Here is an 18,264-nt window from a genome sequence, read left to right on the forward strand (position 1 = left end):
GAAGCGGATCATTCAGGCTGCCTTTTTCCGGGTTCGGCGCTGCGCCAGCAAGAACTGATTGTCGGTAGTCCCCATCTCTTTGTACGACGTCATCATGTCTTGAGAGCGCTTGATGTTGGAAAGAGTAAAATTGGTCAACCGGCGCAAGTCTGAGCGAGAGATGGGGGCCAGGGTCTCTGCCGATGTCATATGGTTGATATTTGGCAGCGAGTCGGCCGGGTACACAATGTCCGTGCCCAGTGCATCGAATGCATTTTCAGCCCAGCCGGCACGTTGTTCTACCGCCGATTTCCAGTCCTTGAGCATTTTTTCTATTTTCTGGATCTTTACCGGATCAAGGCGGTTTTTGATGTCTTCTGCCTCTATTGCCCGGGCAAACATATTCAGTGCTGCGGGAATGATCGATATCCACGAAGCCATGAGCCGGCCCATCATGAAGGAGGGGTTGAGTACCGCATCAAGGCCCGGATGAATCAGCTCATCCTTCACGTCTCGCCAGGAGCTGATTTCCTTGACGGCATCTCTGATGCCCAGCCCATGATCAATCGCGTTGACCGAGATCCGCGAGGTCTGCGGAATCAGTGGACCCATTCCGATCCCGGCGCTGTTGGCTATCGGATCTATCATGGCCGTGGCGGAATCGCCGCCAATATTGCCGCCGATCACCCCTCCGGTCGTGGTGTAGGGTGTGGTGTCAGGCATATTGGGAATGACCAGGTCAAGCAGATCGCCGCCTGCGGCACCGCCCTCATAGCCGACGACCCCTCTCACGACTTCGCCTACCATGTTCAGTGCCAGATTCATTGCCACACCTTCCTCATGGAGAATGTTGTGAATTTGCCCCACAACCTGCGTGGAGTGGCCCTGGACGCTCGAAAGAAATGCTGAATACAGCATGATCACACTTTCCGCTCTGTTGTTTCCGTCAGGATCCACATAGCGCAGCGGATTGTTGCCGACGTACGCATACCGGTTCAGCCCGTCCACATCTCCCGCCGGATCCGCACTGACCCAGCGTTGCAACCATGGCGCGTAATACCGCGCACCGTAGTAATACAAACCGCTGACATCCATTTCCTTGCCTGAATAACGCAGTGTCTTGTAGTCAACCTCGACAGCCGAGTCGGCGCTCATCCACGCGGTCGCGCCGAACGAGTAATAGCCTTCGTGACTGATCAGGCGTGCCTGCTGGTCCAGTTCCATTACGCATGAACCCAGGTGATCATCGAGGGTGTAACGCAACTGGTTGTCGGCGATGCCCGGCGGTTTGCCGCTCAGCCAATGCAGGCAACTGACATGGCCTGCGCCGGCGGCGAGGCTGATGACGTGCAGCTCCTCACCGTTGTCCTTGCTGCGGATCTCCAGTCCGGGCAGGTAGCGCACTTCGTGGAAATGCCGGTTGGAACCGCTGTAGGTGTCATGGCGTTTGTAGACGCGCGCGCCTTGGCTGTAGTGATAGAACTCGGCGTCATCCAGGCCGTTTTCGCGTTGAACCAGAGTCACCGAGGCCAGTTGATCGCGGGCGTCCCAGCGCAGTGCCTGTCCCGGTTGCAGGGCCATCAGATTGCCGTGGCGGTCGAATAGCTGATCGAAATCCGGTGCGGGATCACCTTCTTTCCAGCGCACACCGCGATTGCTTGCAGGGTCGATACACATCTGACGGGTCTGACAGGCACCGTCGCGCACATGGCACAGTTGCGTCAGGTTGCCGCCGTTATCGTAGCGGTAGGTCTGCAGGTAATTGCGCCGGTCGTTGGGGTCGCTCGGTTGCGGTCGGCCGGGGAGGTCGCTGGGGGCCGCGTCGTCGTAACCGCTGGCGCTGGTCAGCCGATACAGCGAGTCGTAACGGAACGCACGTTCGCCGTCGACCCGCTGGTTGGCGAAGTGGCTGGGCGTGAACACGTGGTCGAGGATGCGTGTCGGGTTGCCGACCGGATCGTACTCATAGCTGATGTCCTGCAGGGGCGGCTGCGCACCTTTTTGCGCCCACTGCCGCTGCAGGCGCCCAGTGGATGGTTCGTAGTCCCAATAGCTGGCAATGCCATTGCCGGTCTGTTGTTCGATGATTTGTCCGACGGCGTTGAAGTGCGTGTCGAGCAACACGTCCTGCCAGTCGTGGTCGCCGGCCAGCAGCAGTTGCAACTGCTTGAGCTGACCGGCGACGTCGTAGCGCGATTGCTGGCGGTGGCCGCCGGCGTCGGTCTGCTCCAGCATCGCGCCCAACGGGCTGAAAATGCGCTGGCTGACAAACACCCGGGCGTCGGTAAAGGTGCGGCTTTCGCGCAGTGGCTGCCCGGCCAGGCTGTAGCTGTCCAGGTGCAGGCTGCCGGACGGGTCGAACTGTTCCAGTAATTGACCGCGCTGGTTGTGATCGGGCGGGGCACTGGCATCGGCATAGGTGAAGGTGTCGCTGAGCGGGTCGACGCTGTTGCTGATCGCCACCAGGCGCAGCAACTCATCGTAGCGGCTGCTCCAGTGCACGCCGCCCGCGTCCCAGCGCTGCAAGGCTTGTCCGGCCAGCCCGGGCAGGCTCAGGCGCCAGCCGGCATCGACGCTGCTGACCTTGAGTGGCTGGCCGTTGAGATCGTAAACATGGGTGGTACTCGGGCCGCTCAAGCGTGGATCGAACTGCGCCACCAGACGCCCGGCAATGTCGTGCTGTTGGCGAGTCAACAAGGCTTCGGCAGGGTCTTCGGCCAATACGCGCAGATAGGCAATCTGACGCAGTGGCAAGCCGCGACTGTCGATCACGACGAGCGACGGTGTACGCCGATGGAGGTTGGCGCTCATCAGTGCAGCGTCCATGGTGATGTCGATTCCGGCACAGCGGATTCATCGGTGTCGTTGAAGTCTTCGCTGGCCTGATACCACGGATGATAGGTCTCGCGGGAAAAATAGCCCTTGGCGTTGATCAGCTTGACCAGACGCCCGAGCGGGTCATAGAACAGTTGATCGAAGTAGCCGTACCGCCGCAGGGATTGATCATTGACGTAGCCATGGGTGTCGGCAAAAAACGGCCGGAATTGTCGCACCGCGAGCCCTTTGTTGTTGTACTCGACCCGCGCGCTGACCCGCCAGCGTGGATCGGCGTGCTCCTCGCGCAGCTGCCCGCGATCGACGATCAGCGACCCATCGGCAGCGACCGCACAGGCGATTCCGGGCTCGACCCGTTGCAGGGTTTGCAACGCGCGGCCAAAGCCGTCCACGTAGCTGATGATGATCTGCACCAATGCCGCAATCGGATCATTCGGGTAACGGTCGGCACTCAGCGCCACGCTGTGCACCGGTTTGCGTGCAACCGTGCTGATGAGTTCGCGCAGGGCCTGTTCGGCGGGAGTCGGCGACGTCAATTGCGCCAGCCGCCGTCGCGCGCTGGCGCGAATGTGCAGGCTCGGCAACACATCACCGCTGGCCAGCCATTGCTCAAGCAGCTGCGGCGTTGCATCGACCGCCGCAGGCAACTGTCCCATCCAGCTGAACAAATCCTTGCGCAAGGTGCTGGCGGCTTTTTGCACGGCCGCTTGCGGGTCGGCAATGGCAGCGTCCGGACTTGGATCTACCGGGCGCACGTATTCGCTGAGCGGGCGGAAACCGGCGGCGACAGCGTTTTCGGTGCCGTGAAAACTGGTCGCCAAGGGTTGGCCGGACGGCTCGTAAAGCGCTTCCTGAATATTCTCGTTGGCATCGATGATGCGCACCGGTTGCAGGGCGTGGTAATCGTATTCGCAGCGGGTGATACAGCCATCCGGCAGTTCGACGCTGATGACCAGCAGCCAATACTCGTCGTACCGCGCCTTGGTCCAGCCGTGGCTCAGGGTTTCGCGGTATTCAAGTACCCGGAAGAAACCCTTGGCATCGGCGTACTTCGCGTAGGTGTAATGCGCGGACCAGAGGCTTTCTGCGTCCGCGTTTACCGCCGTGTCATCGAACAGTAGCGGCATCAGTGTGTAACCGATTTTCGCCAGCTCCTGAAGGATATCGAACGGTGGCGGCAGAATGTCGTAGGCGGCGAGGGCCGTCTTGTCGAAGCTCGCCATTTCCAGCGGCCCTTTCAGTGCTTCGAATTGCGCCGAGCCGTCGGGCAGCAGACTGCCGTCCTCTTTGTTGATATAGCGCTGCACGGTTTGCCCGGTCAGCACCCGCAGGGCATTCCACTCGGGCGAGCTTACATGCTCGTTAAGTAATTCCCATGTCAGCTGTTGCGGGTTGAGGCCCGATGGCAGATCACCTTTGGGCAGTACCAGGGCATTGCTGCGTTGCTGCCAAGGCAGGCCCAGTCGCCATTCATAGAGCTTCTCGTCCAGATCAATCGAGCGCGCGCGCGTTTCGTTGAGATAAAAAAACCGCTGCGCCATGTCATGCGCGTCCCGCCACCACTGTTGTTCGTCGGGGTCGCTGAAAGGCGGAGGATCGCCGGGCAGGCGCCGTCGCGCGTAACTGATGGTCAGGCTGTGAGTGGCGTGGCCGTATTCGCTGCTGGCGAGCAAGACTTCATGGCGGCATAACGGGTCGTCAATGAAACCATCGTACTGATAGCTGATTTTTTCCAGGGTCTGTACCAGCAGCACGCTCGCCGGCTCTCGCAAGTTGGCGGGCCGGACATCACGCACCAGGTAACGAAATTCTTCTACAGCGTAGAGCCGTGCATTGGCTGGCTCGTCAGTGGCGGTCCAGGTTTCGATGCGGGCGACGGCGCCGACCAGCGCGCGAGCGATTTTATAGCGTACGTCTTCGTCGTCTGGCGTGACCGGTTCATCGCATTCATCACTGTCGTGATAGCGGCTGAATACGGTTGGTCGCAAGTCAACGGCACCACTGTCACCGTCGAAGTAGCCATGTCTTGGCCGATCCATCGCCTGCCCGGTCAGGTACCAGGTACAGACGCGCACCGGTGCTGTAAAGCCGAGCTCGTCATCGCCCGTGGCACTTTCGCTGTCGGTCTGTTCCCGGTAACCGAAACCCCGAAACTCACGCTCGATGCTGTCGTAGACGCCTTCGCGATAGAAGCATGATTGCGTCAGGCAATTGCCGGTTATTTCATCCAGCTGGCGTTGCCGGGCGACGACTTGAAGCGCGAACGGTAGATGGCACACCGGCGTTTCGTCGGGATGATCGGTAAGCCATTGCTGTTTTTCATCCAGCCATTCCTGTGCAGAGCTGCGATAGACCACCTGCGTGGCGCAGCCCATATTGTTGTTGGTAGCGGTCAGCAAGTAAGGCTTGGCCGCGACAAAGTCGTAGCGCCAGTGCTCGGGGTTCATGTGCGGTACCGTCAGGATCAGGCTGGCACAACCCAGGCCTTGCAGGTCGGCGAAACTGACCTGGCACAGGCGGTCGTAGCTCACGCCTTCCGGCCACGGCACGAAGACAGGCGTCTGTTCCAGGCCATTGCCCCCACGATTGAGGTAGATCTCGAAGCCTGAAGGTTTCAGGCACAGCAAGGCCGGCGCGCCGGAGCCGTCGATATCGGCGATCCGGATGTGCTCTGCGTTGAATTGGTCATACCGGAAGGGCAGGGCACTGATGACCCGGCCTTCGCCGAATTTGCCATGCCCCAGATTGGGCCAGCATTTGATTTCGTTGTACCGGATCCGGCACAGCTCGCTCATGTCACTGCCGAGCATGTTGCCCAGAAATACGAGTTCTGTGGGGGCGTTGCCGAACAGCGGCAAACTGTCCTCATCGTCTTTGCGAGGCACGTCTTCGGCGCCGGAAAAACCCTGTTCCCGTTGGTTGGCATACAAGCGCACCGCGCGCGGACCGATCATTGCCAGCGAGTTGAGGCCGTTGCCTCCCAGGTCGCCGAGCTGCGAAAGGGTGTGAAAAAACTCCAGCGGCATGCCGGTAAACGCGATGAACGGCGCCCAGCTGCGGTCAGCATTCAACGTGCGATACCCGCTGCTGCCCGGTAAGGCCGCGATCCAGTCCAGCCGCCCGTTACCGGTCAGGTCGAGCAAGAACTGCTGGGCGGCGTCGTGCCTGGCCACCGGGATCTGCTCAAGCTCGATCCAGGAAGCGTAGGTGATGGCGTCTGACCCCGACGTTGCGCGCAGCGGTTCGCGGTAATACCAGCACTGATCGTAGCGGCAGAGAAATCCCGGTACACCTTCGCCGTACAGATCGACGCACTGGTAAAACTGTCCATCCTCAAGGCCCGGCATGGTGTCTTCGGCGAACATCCGTGACGGGGTTTTATTGATCTCGAAGGGTGAGTAATCAAACTCCACCGGCGGCGTCGTCTCCAGCGCACCGCTGGCATCGAAGGCCTGATAGTGGGCGGCGGTGATCCGGTTGTAAGTCCACGGATCAGCGGGCGACGGGTATTCCAGCAGCAGCCGCCGCACCAGCAGCGGATCCTCACCGGCAGGCCGCGAGAAGTTATGGAACATCAGGATTTGCCGGCACAGCCGCCGCGTGCCCAGTTCGAAACCCTGACCGAAGGTGGAAAACGGATCCCGGCGTTTATCCCAGACTGCCAGGCTGTCGCCACCGTACACCGGGGCCTCTGTCAGTGAACGGGTGCGCTCGCCGTAATCGAACAGCAGATGGAAATGCCAATCCAGTTCGGCCGGATCCTCCACGGTCCAGCTATACAAATGCTGGCTGGCTGTGACGTTGCCATAGAAAATCGCGCGCAAGTAGCGCTGGGCGCGGTAGTCGTGAGTCGGGTCGGGGTCCTGATCATCGGCCAGATAGTCGAAGCAGATGTGCTCGCCCTGCGGGTTCATGCTTTCGCACAGCAGCCAGCTGCCGACGCGCAGTGGATCGTCCGGATCGGCGCGGCGCGAGGCGCTGGTCTTGCCGTATACCTGCAGGGAGCCGTCTGCGCCGTGGATCAGCCAGAAGGGCGGCCCCTCAGGTTTACCGTCTGCAGTGACGGGCTGCCAGCGTTCGCGCAGGGTAAAATCTCTCTCTACCCGGGGCCAGAAGCGCACCACGTGATGAGCGCCGACGGAAATTGCGTTGTAGCTGTCTTCGGGACGCGACTTCGGTGTGCCATCACTGTTCAGTTCGGGATGCCACACTTCACCGTCATCACCGATGATTTCATCGAGATCGCTATACCGCGGCACGCCTTTTTGGGTACGACGGCTGATCTGTCCAATACCCAGGTTCCAGCCGACGCCAAACGGCCCGTTGCCGGCCTGACTGCTGTAGGTCAGCGACAGTTGCGGATCCCAGCCACGTCCGGCGGACAGGGGCAGTGGCAGTTCAAATGAAGCCGCGCCAGTGGCGCCAACCGCCCCCCAGCTTTTGCCGATCGTGGTGATCGAGGCGCTGCTGGCGATGGACGGGGTGATGATGCTCAGCTCTTGATCAGCCATGGTCGGATCCATTTCACACGCGAAGCACGTGCGTGGACAGACGCTACCAACAAGTGGAGATCTCGTAACCTGTCAGATCTGACAGGTGCCAAAGAGCCATTAATGTGCAGGGTGCCCCGCACGGACAGGCGGGCACAAAAAAAGCCGGCCCGTCATATGACGGGCCGGCCTTTTTACAGCTGCGAAACGCTTACTGCACTTCTACCGCCAGGCTTTCGGCGATCTTCTGTTGCCAGATCGCCGGGCCGGTGATGTGTACCGACTCACCGTTGCTGTCCACCGCGACGGTGACCGGCATGTCCTTGACCTCGAACTCGTAGATCGCTTCCATGCCCAGCTCGGCGAAGGCCAGCACCTTGGACTTCTTGATGGCCTGGGCCACCAGATAAGCGGCGCCGCCCACGGCCATCAGGTACACGGCCTTGTTGTCCTTGATCGCTTCGATCGCGGTCGGGCCACGTTCGGACTTGCCGATCATGCCCAGCAGGCCGGTCTGCTCAAGGATCTGACGGGTGAACTTGTCCATCCGCGTCGCGGTGGTCGGGCCAGCCGGGCCAACCACTTCGTCACCGACCGGATCAACCGGGCCGACGTAGTAGATAAAGCGGCCTTTCAGATCCACCGGCAGGGTTTCACCCTTGTTCAGCATCTCGACCATGCGCTTGTGCGCCGCGTCGCGACCGGTGAGCATCTTGCCGTTGAGCAGGACGGTTTCGCCCGGCTTCCAGCTCTGCACTTCTTCCGGGGTCAGGGTGTCGAGGTTGACGCGACGGGCCGACGGGCCGGCTTCCCAGACGATTTCCGGGTAGGCGTCCAGCGATGGCGTTTCCAGCGAGGCCGGGCCGGAACCGTCGAGCACGAAGTGCGCGTGACGGGTGGCGGCGCAGTTCGGGATCATGCACACCGGCAGCGAGGCGGCGTGGGTCGGGTAGTCCATGATCTTCACGTCGAGCACGGTGGTCAGGCCACCGAGGCCCTGGGCGCCGATGCCCAGTTGGTTGACCTTCTCGAACAGCTCCAGACGGATCTCTTCGATACGGTTCTGTGGGCCACGGGCTTTCAGTTCGTGAATGTCGATGGATTCCATCAACACTTCCTTGGCCATCACTGCGGCTTTCTCGGCGGTGCCGCCGATGCCGATGCCCAGCATGCCCGGTGGGCACCAGCCAGCGCCCATGGTCGGAACGGTCTTGAGCACCCAGTCAACGATCGAGTCGGACGGATTGAGCATGGCCATTTTCGACTTGTTCTCGGAACCGCCGCCCTTGGCCGCCACGTCCACTTCCACGGTGTTGCCCGGGACGATGGAGTAGTGGATGACTGCCGGGGTGTTGTCCTTGGTGTTTTTGCGAGCGCCCGCCGGGTCGGCGAGGATCGAGGCACGCAGGACGTTTTCCGGCAGGTTGTAGGCGCGGCGCACGCCTTCGTTGATCATGTCGTCCAGGCTCATGGTCGCGCCATCCCAACGTACGTCCATGCCCACACGCACGAACACGGTGACGATGCCGGTGTCCTGGCAGATCGGCCGGTGGCCGGTGGCGCACATGCGCGAGTTGATCAGGATCTGCGCGATCGAATCACGGGCCGCTGGCGATTCTTCGCGCAGGTAGGCTTCGTGCATCGCCTGGATGAAGTCCACGGGGTGGTAGTAGGAAATGAATTGCAGGGCGTCGGCAACGCTCTGAATCAGGTCATCTTGCTTGATCACGGTCATGAGTCGCGCTCCTCTAAAAGACGGGAACATTCAATAAGGTGCTTGCAGCTTGGGTGCATCGGTCGGTCGCAAGCACCTTTCAAGGCACGCCGGGGCTGCTGGCGCGACGCTAAAAAGGCGCGGCAGTATACCGCGCCTCTTCGGGGCATACACGCGTCGGCAGTCATTCGTTGGTCGCATGGTTGGGCGAATATCGAACATCGGGTTTGCACTTCAATACCCACCCCCTCACCCCAGCCCTCTCCCCCAAGGGGGCGAGGGGGGGGAGGGAGCCGATTTGTGGCGAATTCAAAACCTGAGTTCGGCATGATGTATCAGGTCGGCGTATCTCAAATAAACAATGCGGTCAGTTCCCTCTCCCTCGGGGAGAGGGCTAGGGTGAGGGGCTTTTGAGGCCACACTTTTGACGTCAATTTTCGAGCCCGAAAATCGGTGGTCATTTATCGACCGCCCCTCTAAAGTGGCATCCGGTCTGTAGAGTAGGACACTCGGTCAGCCTCCTATCGCACGGTGAGTCAACGATTGACCCATAACGCCATTCAACGTCTTTTGCTCAAGCGCTTTGCCCTCGCCGCAGCCACCTATGGATTGGCTTTGCTGCTGCTGTGGCTGGCGTTTTTCACCGGGCATTACCCGCAATCATTGAACAGCGTGGCCATCGGCAGCGCGCTGGTGGTGATCTGCCAGGCGACGTTGTTTACGCTGTTCTGGTCCGGGCGCAACCAGCGCTTTGCCGACCCCAGCCTGACCGAAGCGCAAGTGCTGCTCGGGCTCGGCTGGCAGACCTGGCTGATCGCCCATCTGGATGAAGCACGCGGCGCGTTTCTGGTGTTCTACGTGCTGATCCTGCTGTTCGGCCTGTTTCATTTAACCCGGCGCGCGTTCATTCGTTGCGCGCTGCTGGTGTTCTTCAGTTTCTGTGCGATCACCCTCTGGGACGGCTACCACTTCCGTCTGCCGGATCCGGCGCTGGCGGCGTTGCAGGTGTGCATTCTGGCGATGGTGCTGGCGTGGCTGGTGATTTATGCACGCTTCGTCCAGGTTTCACGGCAACGCATGCGCCAGCGCCGGTTTGCCTTGCAGGCGCATCAGGACACCCTGCGCGGGATGATGCGCCAGCTCGAAGATCTGGTGGCCACCGATGAGCTGACCGGGCTGTTCAATCGCCGGCATTTTCTGCGCCTGGCCTCACGGGAACTGGCGGAGATGGAGCCAGGCGTGGTGCATGGTCTGGCGCTGATCGACCTCGATCACTTCAAACGCATCAACGACCTGCACGGCCATGCCGCGGGCGATCAGGTGTTGCAGGCGTTCGCTGGCGTGGCGGGTGCCTGCCTGCGTGACGGCGACGTGCTGGCGCGTTACGGTGGCGAGGAGTTCGTGGTGTTGCTGCCCGACTGCGATGCCGAACGCCTGACGGCCTGTTGTGAACGTCTGCGCATCGCCTTCACCGACGTCGAACTGGTGGGCCTGAATGTGCGCAGCCTGAGTCTGTCGGCAGGCATGACCTTGCTGGGGCTGGGCGATGATCTGGACGACGCCTTGCAGCGTGCCGATCAGGCGCTGTACCGGGCCAAGCGCGACGGGCGCAATCGTTGTGCAGCGGCATGGGAGAATGTGGATGCCTGAACTTCGCGTCGGTGATCGGCAATGGCCGGTGGCGGCGGGCAGCAATTTGCTCGACGCGCTGAATCAGCACGGCGTCGCGGTGCCTTACAGCTGCCGCGCCGGCAGTTGCCATGCCTGTCTGGTGCAGTGCGTGAGCGGCTTGCCCGCCGACAGTCGCCCGGATGCCTTGAGCGCCGAACAGCGCCAGCAAGGCTGGCGGCTGGCTTGTCAGTGTCAGGTCACGGAAGATTTGCAGGTACACACCTTCGACCCCGTCACCGACGGGCGCCCGGCGGTGGTCGAGGCGCTGGACTGGCTCAGCGATAACGTCCTGCGTTTGCGCCTGACCCCGCAGCGACCACTGCGCTACAGCGCCGGGCAGCATCTGGTGCTGTGGATCAACCATATCGCCCGGCCGTATTCGCTGGCGAGCCTGCCGCAGGAAGACCGTTTTCTCGAATTTCACCTCGACTGTCGCCAGCCCGGCGAATTCAGCGATGCGGCGCGGCGCCTGCAGATCGGCGACCCGATCCGCCTCGGCGAACTGCGTGGCGGCGCGCTGCATTACGACCCGGACTGGCACTCGCGCCCGCTGTGGCTGCTGGCGGCCGGTACCGGGCTGGGGCCATTGTTCGGCGTGCTGCGCGAAGCCTTGCGCCAGGATCATCAGGGCGCCATCCGCGTCATTCACCTGGCCCATGACGAGCGCGAGCACTATCTGGCCAAACCCCTGGCGGCGCTTGCTGCGCAGCGCGAAAACCTCAGCGTCGAGCTGTGGACGGCGGCCGACTCAGCCGCCGCTTTGGCGCAACTGCGCCTTGTTTCCCGGCAAACCCTGGCCTTAGTCTGCGGCTCGACTGCCAGCGTCGATGCGTTTGCCAAGCGTCTGTACCTGGCCGGACTGCCGCGCAATCAACTGCTGGCCGATGTGTTTTTGTCCCGCGGTTGAGCGCTGAATCTCGTGTGAAGGTGAACTCCTGTGGTGAGGGGATTTATCCCCGATGGGCTGCGTAGCGGCCCCGGGATTTTGTGAGTGCTGCGCACTCAATCGGGGATAAATCCCCTCACCACAGCAATCCAGCCTCACCACAAAAGAACTCTGTCAGCCTTTTTAATGTTGAGTAACGCTGATGACCGAAGCCATCCTGCTCGAACGCGAACGCGGTTTGCTCACCCTGCGACTCAATCGCCCGGACAAGAAAAACGCCCTGACCCGCGCGATGTACAGTCGCCTCGCCGAAGCCCTGAAGCAGGCCGACAACGATCCTGACATCAACGCCGTGCTGATCACCGGCAGCGCCGAGTGTTTCACCGCCGGCAACGACATCGCCGACTTCATCCAGCAACCGCCGAGCGACCTCGACAGCCCGGTGTTCCACTTCATGCTCAACCTGCTCGAATGCCGCAAACCGGTGATCGCCGCTGTGGCCGGCGCAGCGGTGGGCATCGGCACCACGTTGCTGCTGCACTGCGATCTGGTTTACGTCGCCCGCGATGCTCGCTTGCGCATGCCGTTCGTCAATCTCGGTTTGTGTCCGGAGTTCGGCTCCAGCCTGATCCTGCCGCGTTTGCTTGGCCAAGCCAAAGCGGCGGAGTTGTTGCTGCTCGGCGAAGGATTCAGCGGTGAACAGGCGGCGCAGTGGGGCATTGCCAGCGAGGCGTTGGGCAGCGGCGAAGCGGCACTGAACAAGGCGCGGGAGATGGCGTTGCGTTTCGACGAGCTACCGGCCGAAGCGGTGCGTATCAGCAAGCAATTGATGCGAGCGCCGGATCGCGAATTGATCCGTAAGGTGATCGAGGAGGAGGGCGCACTGTTCACCCAGCGGTTGCGCTCACCGGAGGCATTAGCGGCGTTGACCGGGTTTATCAAGCGGCACTGAGATCTTCGCTGATCTGGACGGCCTCATCGCTGGCAAGCCAGCTCTCACAGTTTTTGTGGTGGATGCAAAATCCGTGATCGCCGCCGAGTCTTGTGGGAGCTGGCTTGCCAGCGATGAGGGCAGGACGGGCATCACATCTTTTGGCTCAGAATGCAAAAAGCCCCGGCACTCACATACCGGGGCTTTGATGAGGCAAGACATTAACTCCCGTGCAATAGGACGTTTGCCTAACTGCTATCAGCGAGGAATGCACTTCAGTTAGGCAAGTACCGCAAGATCACCGGATTTCCAGGTTCCTCGTCTTTCGGGACGAGCGGGATGGCGCTCACGAGAATTTTTTCATCATCGGGTTGCAGGGCAACTCTCGCCATATACCTTCCTTTTCCAAAGGATGGCAGCGTCTGTTTGACATAACCCTGTCCATTGCCAAAGCTGGTATCTGGTGTCCCGTTGCTGTTAAAGCGGGCTACGACAAGCTGGTGAGTCATGGGTTTGAAAGTGCCTGCCGACCCCACAACGACCGATCGGCCGTTCTCTTGAAAGGCGCTGGCCTCCCATTGTGTTTCCTTGTCCAGGGACGTCAGCAATGGTTGACCCTGATTGAATTGAATGTTCGGTTCACCATTGGGCTCGGAGCTGATCAACAACGCTTGAATATCTGGAAATGCGCCCGCTGTACCAACCCCGAGAATCCGTCCGTTGTTCTGTCGCACAAGTTGATTGAATTCCGATGCACGCACATCGAACACCACGAAGCCATTTTTCATCCGGCCAAACGATTCATCGGGCTCGCCATTCTTATGAAAGCAGGCAAGCATGGCATGGTGACTTGATGCGGCGAGCGTCAAGCCTCCAACCACATATTTCTCTTGCTTGTCGTCAACCAGCAAGCTCCGCAATAGACTCGTTGGGTTATGGGGGTTTTTGATATAGATATAACCTTTAGCGGAGAATGTTTTGTCCGGTTTTCCCTCGGGCGTCAGGCGTATGATCCATCCGTTGCGATGAAACGTGAGGATCTTGCCATCACTCAAGATCACCATATCCGTCTGACCAGCGGCAGAGTTTTCCAGAAGTTGACTTTGTTCCATGGAAGGCGAGTCGTGGTCCTCCAATAATTCCAGACTAAACAGGCCATCTTCCCCAAACGTTTTATCCAGTGATCCATCTTCTTCCAATCGGTAAAAATAGGAAAAGTTGGAAGTGCTCGAAGCATGATCGGCGTGAACAATAATCCTGCCATCAGTTTGCAAAGCAAATGAGGAAAGAGCACCAAACCCGGGAAGAAGGTATTGGACTAAACCGTTCTCGCCATACTTCGGATCAGGATTGCCCTTTAGATCCAGGCGGCCCATGGTGATGTAGACGGAATCGCCTCTGGCGGAACGCCCGCCGAAATAAATCCAGGAATCAGTTACCATCAGTTTTTGGATATGGACAGTTCCGTAATCCGGATTTCCGTTGACTATCGTCACAATTCCTTTGTCGCCGAAATCGGTATCGAGCATCCCGCCGTAAGTTTTTTGACTAATCATTTTTTCGACCTCGTGCAATTGCGGAAAAACAGGTCGTCAGTTCATTGCACGATAGAAAAGCGTAAAAACTCTGAAGATTAATGATCGGACGAGTTTCGATTAAAAGCTTCCAGCGTCAGTGGCACAACTGTCAGGTCTGACAGTTGTAGATTCGCCCGACAGGTGTTAACGGTAATAAAAAAGCCCCGGCATTCGCATGCCGGGGCTTTTGGTTTTCAGCGAATCACTCAGACCTGCGGGTCGCCAACGTGCAGGATCTTCATGCCGTTGGTGCCACCGGTGGTGTGGTAGCTGTCGCCCTTGGTCAGGATGACCCAGTCGCCTTTTTCCACAACGCCGCGCTTGACCAGCTCGTCGATCGCTTTCTGGCTGACTTCGTTCGGGGCCAGCGAAGCCGGGTCGAACGGAACGGTGTACACGCCACGGAACATCGCTGCGCGAGCCTGGGCTTCGCGGTGCGGGGTGAACGCGTAGATCGGCACCGAGGAGCGGATGCGCGACATGATCAGCGGGGTGTAACCGCTTTCGGTCAGGGCGATGATCGCTTTCACGCCCGGGAAGTGGTTGGCGGTGTACATGGTCGCCAGGGCGATGCTTTCGTCGCAGCGCTCGAATTCCTTGCCGATACGGTGGCTGGACGTCTTGCTGGTCGGGTGCTTTTCAGCGCCGACGCAGATGCGCGCCATCGCCTGCACGGCTTCCAGAGGGTAGAGGCCGGCAGCGGATTCGGCCGAGAGCATCACGGCGTCGGTGTAGTCGAGCACGGCGTTGGCCACGTCGGACACTTCGGCGCGGGTCGGCATCGGGTTCTGGATCATCGACTCCATCATCTGGGTCGCGACGATCACCGCCTTGTTGTGGCGGCGTGCGTGCAGAATGATCTTCTTCTGAATGCCCACCAGCTCGGCGTCGCCGATTTCCACACCGAGGTCGCCACGGGCAACCATCACTGCGTCAGACGCCTTGATCAGGCCGTCGAGGGTTTCGTCGTCGGCCACGGCTTCGGCGCGTTCGATTTTCGCCACCAGCCAGGCAGTGCCGCCGGCTTCGTCGCGCAGTTGACGGGCGTAGTTCATGTCAGCCGCGTCACGCGGGAAGGACACGGCGAGATAGTCGACTTCCATTTCCGCGGCGAGCTTGATGTCGGCCTTGTCTTTTTCGGTCAGGGCTGGTGCGGTCAGGCCGCCACCGCGACGGTTGATGCCTTTGTGGTCGGACAGCGGGCCGCCGATGGTCACGACGCAGTGCAGCTCGGTAGCGGTGGCGGTTTCGACGCGCATCACTACGCGGCCGTCGTCGAGCAGCAGCTCGTCGCCCACGCCGCAGTCTTTCACCAGATCCGGGTAGTCGATGCCGACCACTTGCTGGTTGCCTTCGGTCAGCGGATGGCTGGTGGAGAAGGTGAACTTGTCACCGATCTTCAGCTCGATGCGCTTGTTGGCAAATTTGGCGATACGGATTTTCGGGCCTTGCAGGTCACCCAGCAGGGCGACGAAACGGCCGTGCTTGGCCGCCAGGTCACGCACCAGCTTCGCGCGAGCCTTGTGCTCGTCGGGGGTGCCGTGGGAGAAGTTCAGACGGGCAACGTCCAGACCAGCCAGAATCAGCTGTTCGAGAACTTCCGGCGAGTTACTGGCCGGGCCAAGGGTAGCGACGATTTTGGTACGACGGACGGACATGCAAAGACTCCTGAGTTCAAGCGCTAGCAGAGGCTACTATGCTCTTGGGGTGTAGTCATTGTTCGTTTGCACTACTTATTGTTTTCTTTATTGAACGTGGTTTTTTTCAACGACTGTGACCGGCAACCGCTACCGCTGGTCGGTACTGGTATTTCTTACAGGTGGCACGCGGTTTTTCGATCGATATACAGATTGAATCCCGCCAATGGTGGCGGGGCTGCGAGGCTAACGACATGACAGCTGAAAAAGAAACACGCCAGGCGCTGGAACCGCCAGTGATTGAAAGCCCAAAAGATGGCGACACGCCAGGTGTCCGTTTTCGAGTGGAGGGAACAGGAACACCCGGAAGTTTCTCGGTCGCCTACAGCACCAGGGATTCATTGAATCCGCTGTTTGGCCAATTGATCAGTAGCAACGGGAGATGGAATACGTTCCTGGATCTGAGCAAATTCGGTTTTTATGTCGTTGAAAGAAGCCCGGACGGCACGGTTTCGCCAAGGTCACCGGTAGTGACCATCCATCTGGAGTCAACCCCATCTGCACCGAAGGGCGATGCCACTCCTCCCGAGGACGCCCCGCACTGATACCACGCTGACGAGGGCGGCATTGAAGATTTTTCGCGCAAGGTCGATACAGACCTCAAGACAGGAGAACCTCCCCATGCGATTGTTGCCCATTGCCGCCCTTGCCCTCAGCGTCCTCGCCGTCACGGGCTGCACCCGTTGGTCGATGAACCATCATTTGAACAACGCCTACAGCGCCTACGACCGGGGCAATTGCGAGCAGGTGATGCTCGAACTGTCCAAGGTTGAACGAGCCAGCCGGGCCCGGCCGTATGTGTGGCCGGAAGTGTCGATGATGCGCGGCCAGTGCCTGGAACGGCAAAAAATGTACATCGACGCGGCGCAGACCTATCAGTTCATCATCGCCTCGTACCCCCACAGCGAATACGCCTTCCGTGCGCGCGCCCGCCTGGAAACCCTGCAGAGCCTGGGACATTACCCGACTCGCAGTGCAGCGGCAGTACCAAGTCCGCAACGTTTCTGATGCTGGTTGTCATACAAACGCTGGCCGACTGTACAAGCTGAGCTATAGTCCAGTGATCCGGTTCAGAGCCTGATTTTGGGCCGGGGCAACACCTGCGACTGGTAGAGGTTGAGGTGATGGCGTATTGGCGACCGTCACACCGGAAGCGGGGAGAGCGCGTCTGCAGGGCAGGCACGTTCCGAAGCAAAGGTGCGGCTCTGTGATGGAGCCTTGCATGGCGTACTGCGCATGTTTACCGATCGTCGAATTGAACGGCACCAGTTGCCGTACTTCCTGCGGGTGTACAACAGCGTCACCGACAAACCCATCGGTTTTCTGGGCAACGTGTCCGAGGACGGGCTGATGCTCATCAGCCAGTTGCCGATGATGATCGGCGTCGATTTCAGTCTGCGTCTCAAACTGCCATTCAGCGACGGCTGCCAGCAGGTCATCGACCTCACGGCGTGCTGCCTGTGGTGCCACGAAGACGCGACGCCCCTGCATTACGACGCCGGGTTCAGCCTGCAGCGTCCACCCCCGGAATATGCGCAACTGGTCGAGGCGTTGCGTCAGTACTTCAGCTTCCAGCCATTGCCGGCCTCGGCCTGACTTCGGCAACGCTCGCCTAATTGCCATCGCGGGCAAGCCCGCTCCCACAGTGTCCGGGGTTGATTAAAGCATTTGTGCACACCACAAATCCCTGTGGGAGCGGGCTTGCCCGCGAAGGCATCAGCCCAGACAACGCTTCTCCAAAGGCTAACCCACAGCAATCGCCCGCTCACTGTCCAGCGTCTTCTCCGCCAGCAGTAACCCCATCTCGCTCAACTGATAAATCGCCATCGCCAGATGCCGTGGTTTGTCTTCCAGGCTGACCGCCAGATCCAGCAACAGAATGCTCACCGACGAAAAGGTTTCGTAGGTCTGGATGGCGATCGCTTCGGGGTTGATGTCAGGCGCGACCCGGAACATCTGCATGCCACGATCCACTGAATTGCGCGAGGGCGGTTCGGGTTTGAGGTAGTGGTCGAGGGCGCGCTCGGCGGCTTCGTGGAGCTTTCGTGAATCGGGGGATTCGTAGGGCGAGGTATCGGCAGGATTTGTTTCGGGCGGATTAGGGGTTGCTTTGAACATGGTGATTTTCCCTTAAGTGATGCCAGCACGATCTCGCGACTAAACGAGAGGGTGGCGGCTGAACGCAGGTTAGTCGACCGGGGGAAACCATCACCAAAAACCGGCGCGCCCGAAGGCGCCCTGCGAACAGCCACCATCGAGTGCGGGGATAGGGAATACCCGACTTGATGACGCTTATGCACATTGGTGAAACCCCCGGGCGACTAAACCCGACCACTGATTGGCAGCGGCACGGACCACGTTACGGGGCATCGGCAAAGCGCACAAGCCGGCGGATTCTGGCGGATCTGTAGGCAAAGGCGCAAGGCGTTGTAGCCTCTCGACACGCAGGAGACACACCAAGAAATACACGGTGGTGGAAGGCTA

12 protein-coding genes are annotated in these 18,264 nt (G+C 60.0%); 6 read left to right on the top strand and 6 right to left on the bottom strand.

The genetic code is table 11. The features are described 5' to 3' along the window. Positions 1-12: 12 nt before the first annotated feature. The 3 genes from J1G18_RS12440 to J1G18_RS12450 form a co-directional block, all read right to left on the bottom strand. Positions 13-2,790, bottom strand: coding sequence for an RHS repeat domain-containing protein (locus J1G18_RS12440; RefSeq protein ID WP_223007775.1), 2,778 nt, complete (start codon positions 2,788-2,790; stop codon positions 13-15). After that, positions 2,790-7,325, bottom strand: coding sequence for a SpvB/TcaC N-terminal domain-containing protein (locus J1G18_RS12445; protein ID WP_223007776.1), 4,536 nt, complete (start codon positions 7,323-7,325; stop codon positions 2,790-2,792). The genes J1G18_RS12440 and J1G18_RS12445 overlap by 1 nt, the downstream gene beginning before the upstream one ends. Positions 7,326-7,515: 190 nt before the next feature. Then, a complete protein-coding gene (locus tag J1G18_RS12450) occupies positions 7,516-9,039 on the bottom strand; it encodes a fumarate hydratase (RefSeq protein ID WP_223007777.1) in 1,524 nt (507 codons plus the stop codon). Positions 9,040-9,561: 522 nt separating this feature from the next. Here J1G18_RS12450 and J1G18_RS12455 point away from each other — a divergent pair. The 3 genes from J1G18_RS12455 to J1G18_RS12465 all read left to right on the top strand — a co-directional run bounded on the left by J1G18_RS12455 (position 9,562) and on the right by J1G18_RS12465 (position 12,527). Next, positions 9,562-10,668 (top strand): GGDEF domain-containing protein, encoded by a 1,107-nt coding sequence (locus J1G18_RS12455; protein ID WP_135296442.1) that lies wholly within the window; start codon positions 9,562-9,564, stop codon positions 10,666-10,668. After that, positions 10,661-11,596, top strand: a complete 936-nt coding sequence (locus J1G18_RS12460; RefSeq protein WP_135296441.1) for an iron-sulfur-binding ferredoxin reductase — start codon at positions 10,661-10,663, stop codon at positions 11,594-11,596. Before J1G18_RS12455 ends, J1G18_RS12460 begins: the two co-directional genes overlap by 8 nt. A 181-nt stretch (positions 11,597-11,777) precedes the next feature. Continuing rightward, positions 11,778-12,527 (top strand): enoyl-CoA hydratase-related protein, encoded by a 750-nt coding sequence (locus tag J1G18_RS12465; RefSeq protein WP_223007778.1) that lies wholly within the window; start codon positions 11,778-11,780, stop codon positions 12,525-12,527. Between the two features lie 254 nt (positions 12,528-12,781). On the opposite strand, the gene J1G18_RS12470 is transcribed toward J1G18_RS12465, so the two are convergent. Next, on the bottom strand, positions 12,782-14,062 hold the full coding sequence (locus tag J1G18_RS12470) for a hypothetical protein (protein WP_223007779.1): 1,281 nt from the start codon (positions 14,060-14,062) through the stop codon (positions 12,782-12,784). A gap of 227 nt (positions 14,063-14,289) precedes the next feature. After that, a complete protein-coding gene (pyk, locus tag J1G18_RS12475; protein ID WP_003227610.1) occupies positions 14,290-15,741 on the bottom strand; it encodes a pyruvate kinase in 1,452 nt (483 codons plus the stop codon). 233 nt (positions 15,742-15,974) lie between these two features. On the opposite strand from pyk, the gene J1G18_RS12480 reads away from it, so the two are divergent. The 3 genes from J1G18_RS12480 to J1G18_RS12490 all read left to right on the top strand — a co-directional run bounded on the left by J1G18_RS12480 (position 15,975) and on the right by J1G18_RS12490 (position 17,376). Then, positions 15,975-16,325 carry a hypothetical protein gene (locus J1G18_RS12480; RefSeq protein WP_223007780.1) on the top strand — a complete coding sequence of 117 codons (351 nt, stop codon included), beginning with the start codon at positions 15,975-15,977 and terminating at the stop codon, positions 16,323-16,325. A gap of 76 nt (positions 16,326-16,401) precedes the next feature. Beyond that, positions 16,402-16,788: a tetratricopeptide repeat protein gene (locus tag J1G18_RS12485; protein WP_098965300.1), complete on the top strand. Its 387-nt coding sequence runs from the start codon at positions 16,402-16,404 to the stop codon at positions 16,786-16,788. Between the two features lie 228 nt (positions 16,789-17,016). Then, positions 17,017-17,376 (top strand): PilZ domain-containing protein, encoded by a 360-nt coding sequence (locus J1G18_RS12490; RefSeq protein ID WP_095137007.1) that lies wholly within the window; start codon positions 17,017-17,019, stop codon positions 17,374-17,376. A 147-nt stretch (positions 17,377-17,523) separates the two neighbouring features. On the opposite strand, the gene J1G18_RS12495 is transcribed toward J1G18_RS12490, so the two are convergent. Further along, complete coding sequence (locus J1G18_RS12495; protein WP_223007781.1) at positions 17,524-17,898, bottom strand: DUF6124 family protein; 375 nt, start codon at positions 17,896-17,898, stop codon at positions 17,524-17,526. Between the last annotated feature and the right edge of the window lie 366 nt (positions 17,899-18,264).

Origin of the sequence: Pseudomonas sp. MIS38, assembly GCF_019891575.1 — a bacterium.
Lineage (GTDB): Bacteria > Pseudomonadota > Gammaproteobacteria > Pseudomonadales > Pseudomonadaceae > Aquipseudomonas > Aquipseudomonas putida_A.

Excerpts from the sequence above, each read along its gene's own strand:
- J1G18_RS12440 (WP_223007775.1), bottom strand. The coding sequence starts at position 2,790 with ATGAGCGCCAACCTCCATCGGCGTACACCGTCGCTCGTCGTGATCGAC.
- J1G18_RS12445 (WP_223007776.1), bottom strand. The coding sequence starts at position 7,325 with ATGGCTGATCAAGAGCTGAGCATCATCACCCCGTCCATCGCCAGCAGC.
- J1G18_RS12450 (WP_223007777.1), bottom strand. The coding sequence starts at position 9,039 with ATGACCGTGATCAAGCAAGATGACCTGATTCAGAGCGTTGCCGACGCC.
- J1G18_RS12460 (WP_135296441.1), top strand. The coding sequence starts at position 10,661 with ATGCCTGAACTTCGCGTCGGTGATCGGCAATGGCCGGTGGCGGCGGGC.
- J1G18_RS12465 (WP_223007778.1), top strand. The coding sequence starts at position 11,778 with ATGACCGAAGCCATCCTGCTCGAACGCGAACGCGGTTTGCTCACCCTG.
- J1G18_RS12470 (WP_223007779.1), bottom strand. The coding sequence starts at position 14,062 with ATGATTAGTCAAAAAACTTACGGCGGGATGCTCGATACCGATTTCGGC.
- pyk (WP_003227610.1), bottom strand. The coding sequence starts at position 15,741 with ATGTCCGTCCGTCGTACCAAAATCGTCGCTACCCTTGGCCCGGCCAGT.
- J1G18_RS12480 (WP_223007780.1), top strand. The coding sequence starts at position 15,975 with ATGACAGCTGAAAAAGAAACACGCCAGGCGCTGGAACCGCCAGTGATT.
- J1G18_RS12485 (WP_098965300.1), top strand. The coding sequence starts at position 16,402 with ATGCGATTGTTGCCCATTGCCGCCCTTGCCCTCAGCGTCCTCGCCGTC.
- J1G18_RS12490 (WP_095137007.1), top strand. The coding sequence starts at position 17,017 with ATGTTTACCGATCGTCGAATTGAACGGCACCAGTTGCCGTACTTCCTG.
- J1G18_RS12495 (WP_223007781.1), bottom strand. The coding sequence starts at position 17,898 with ATGTTCAAAGCAACCCCTAATCCGCCCGAAACAAATCCTGCCGATACC.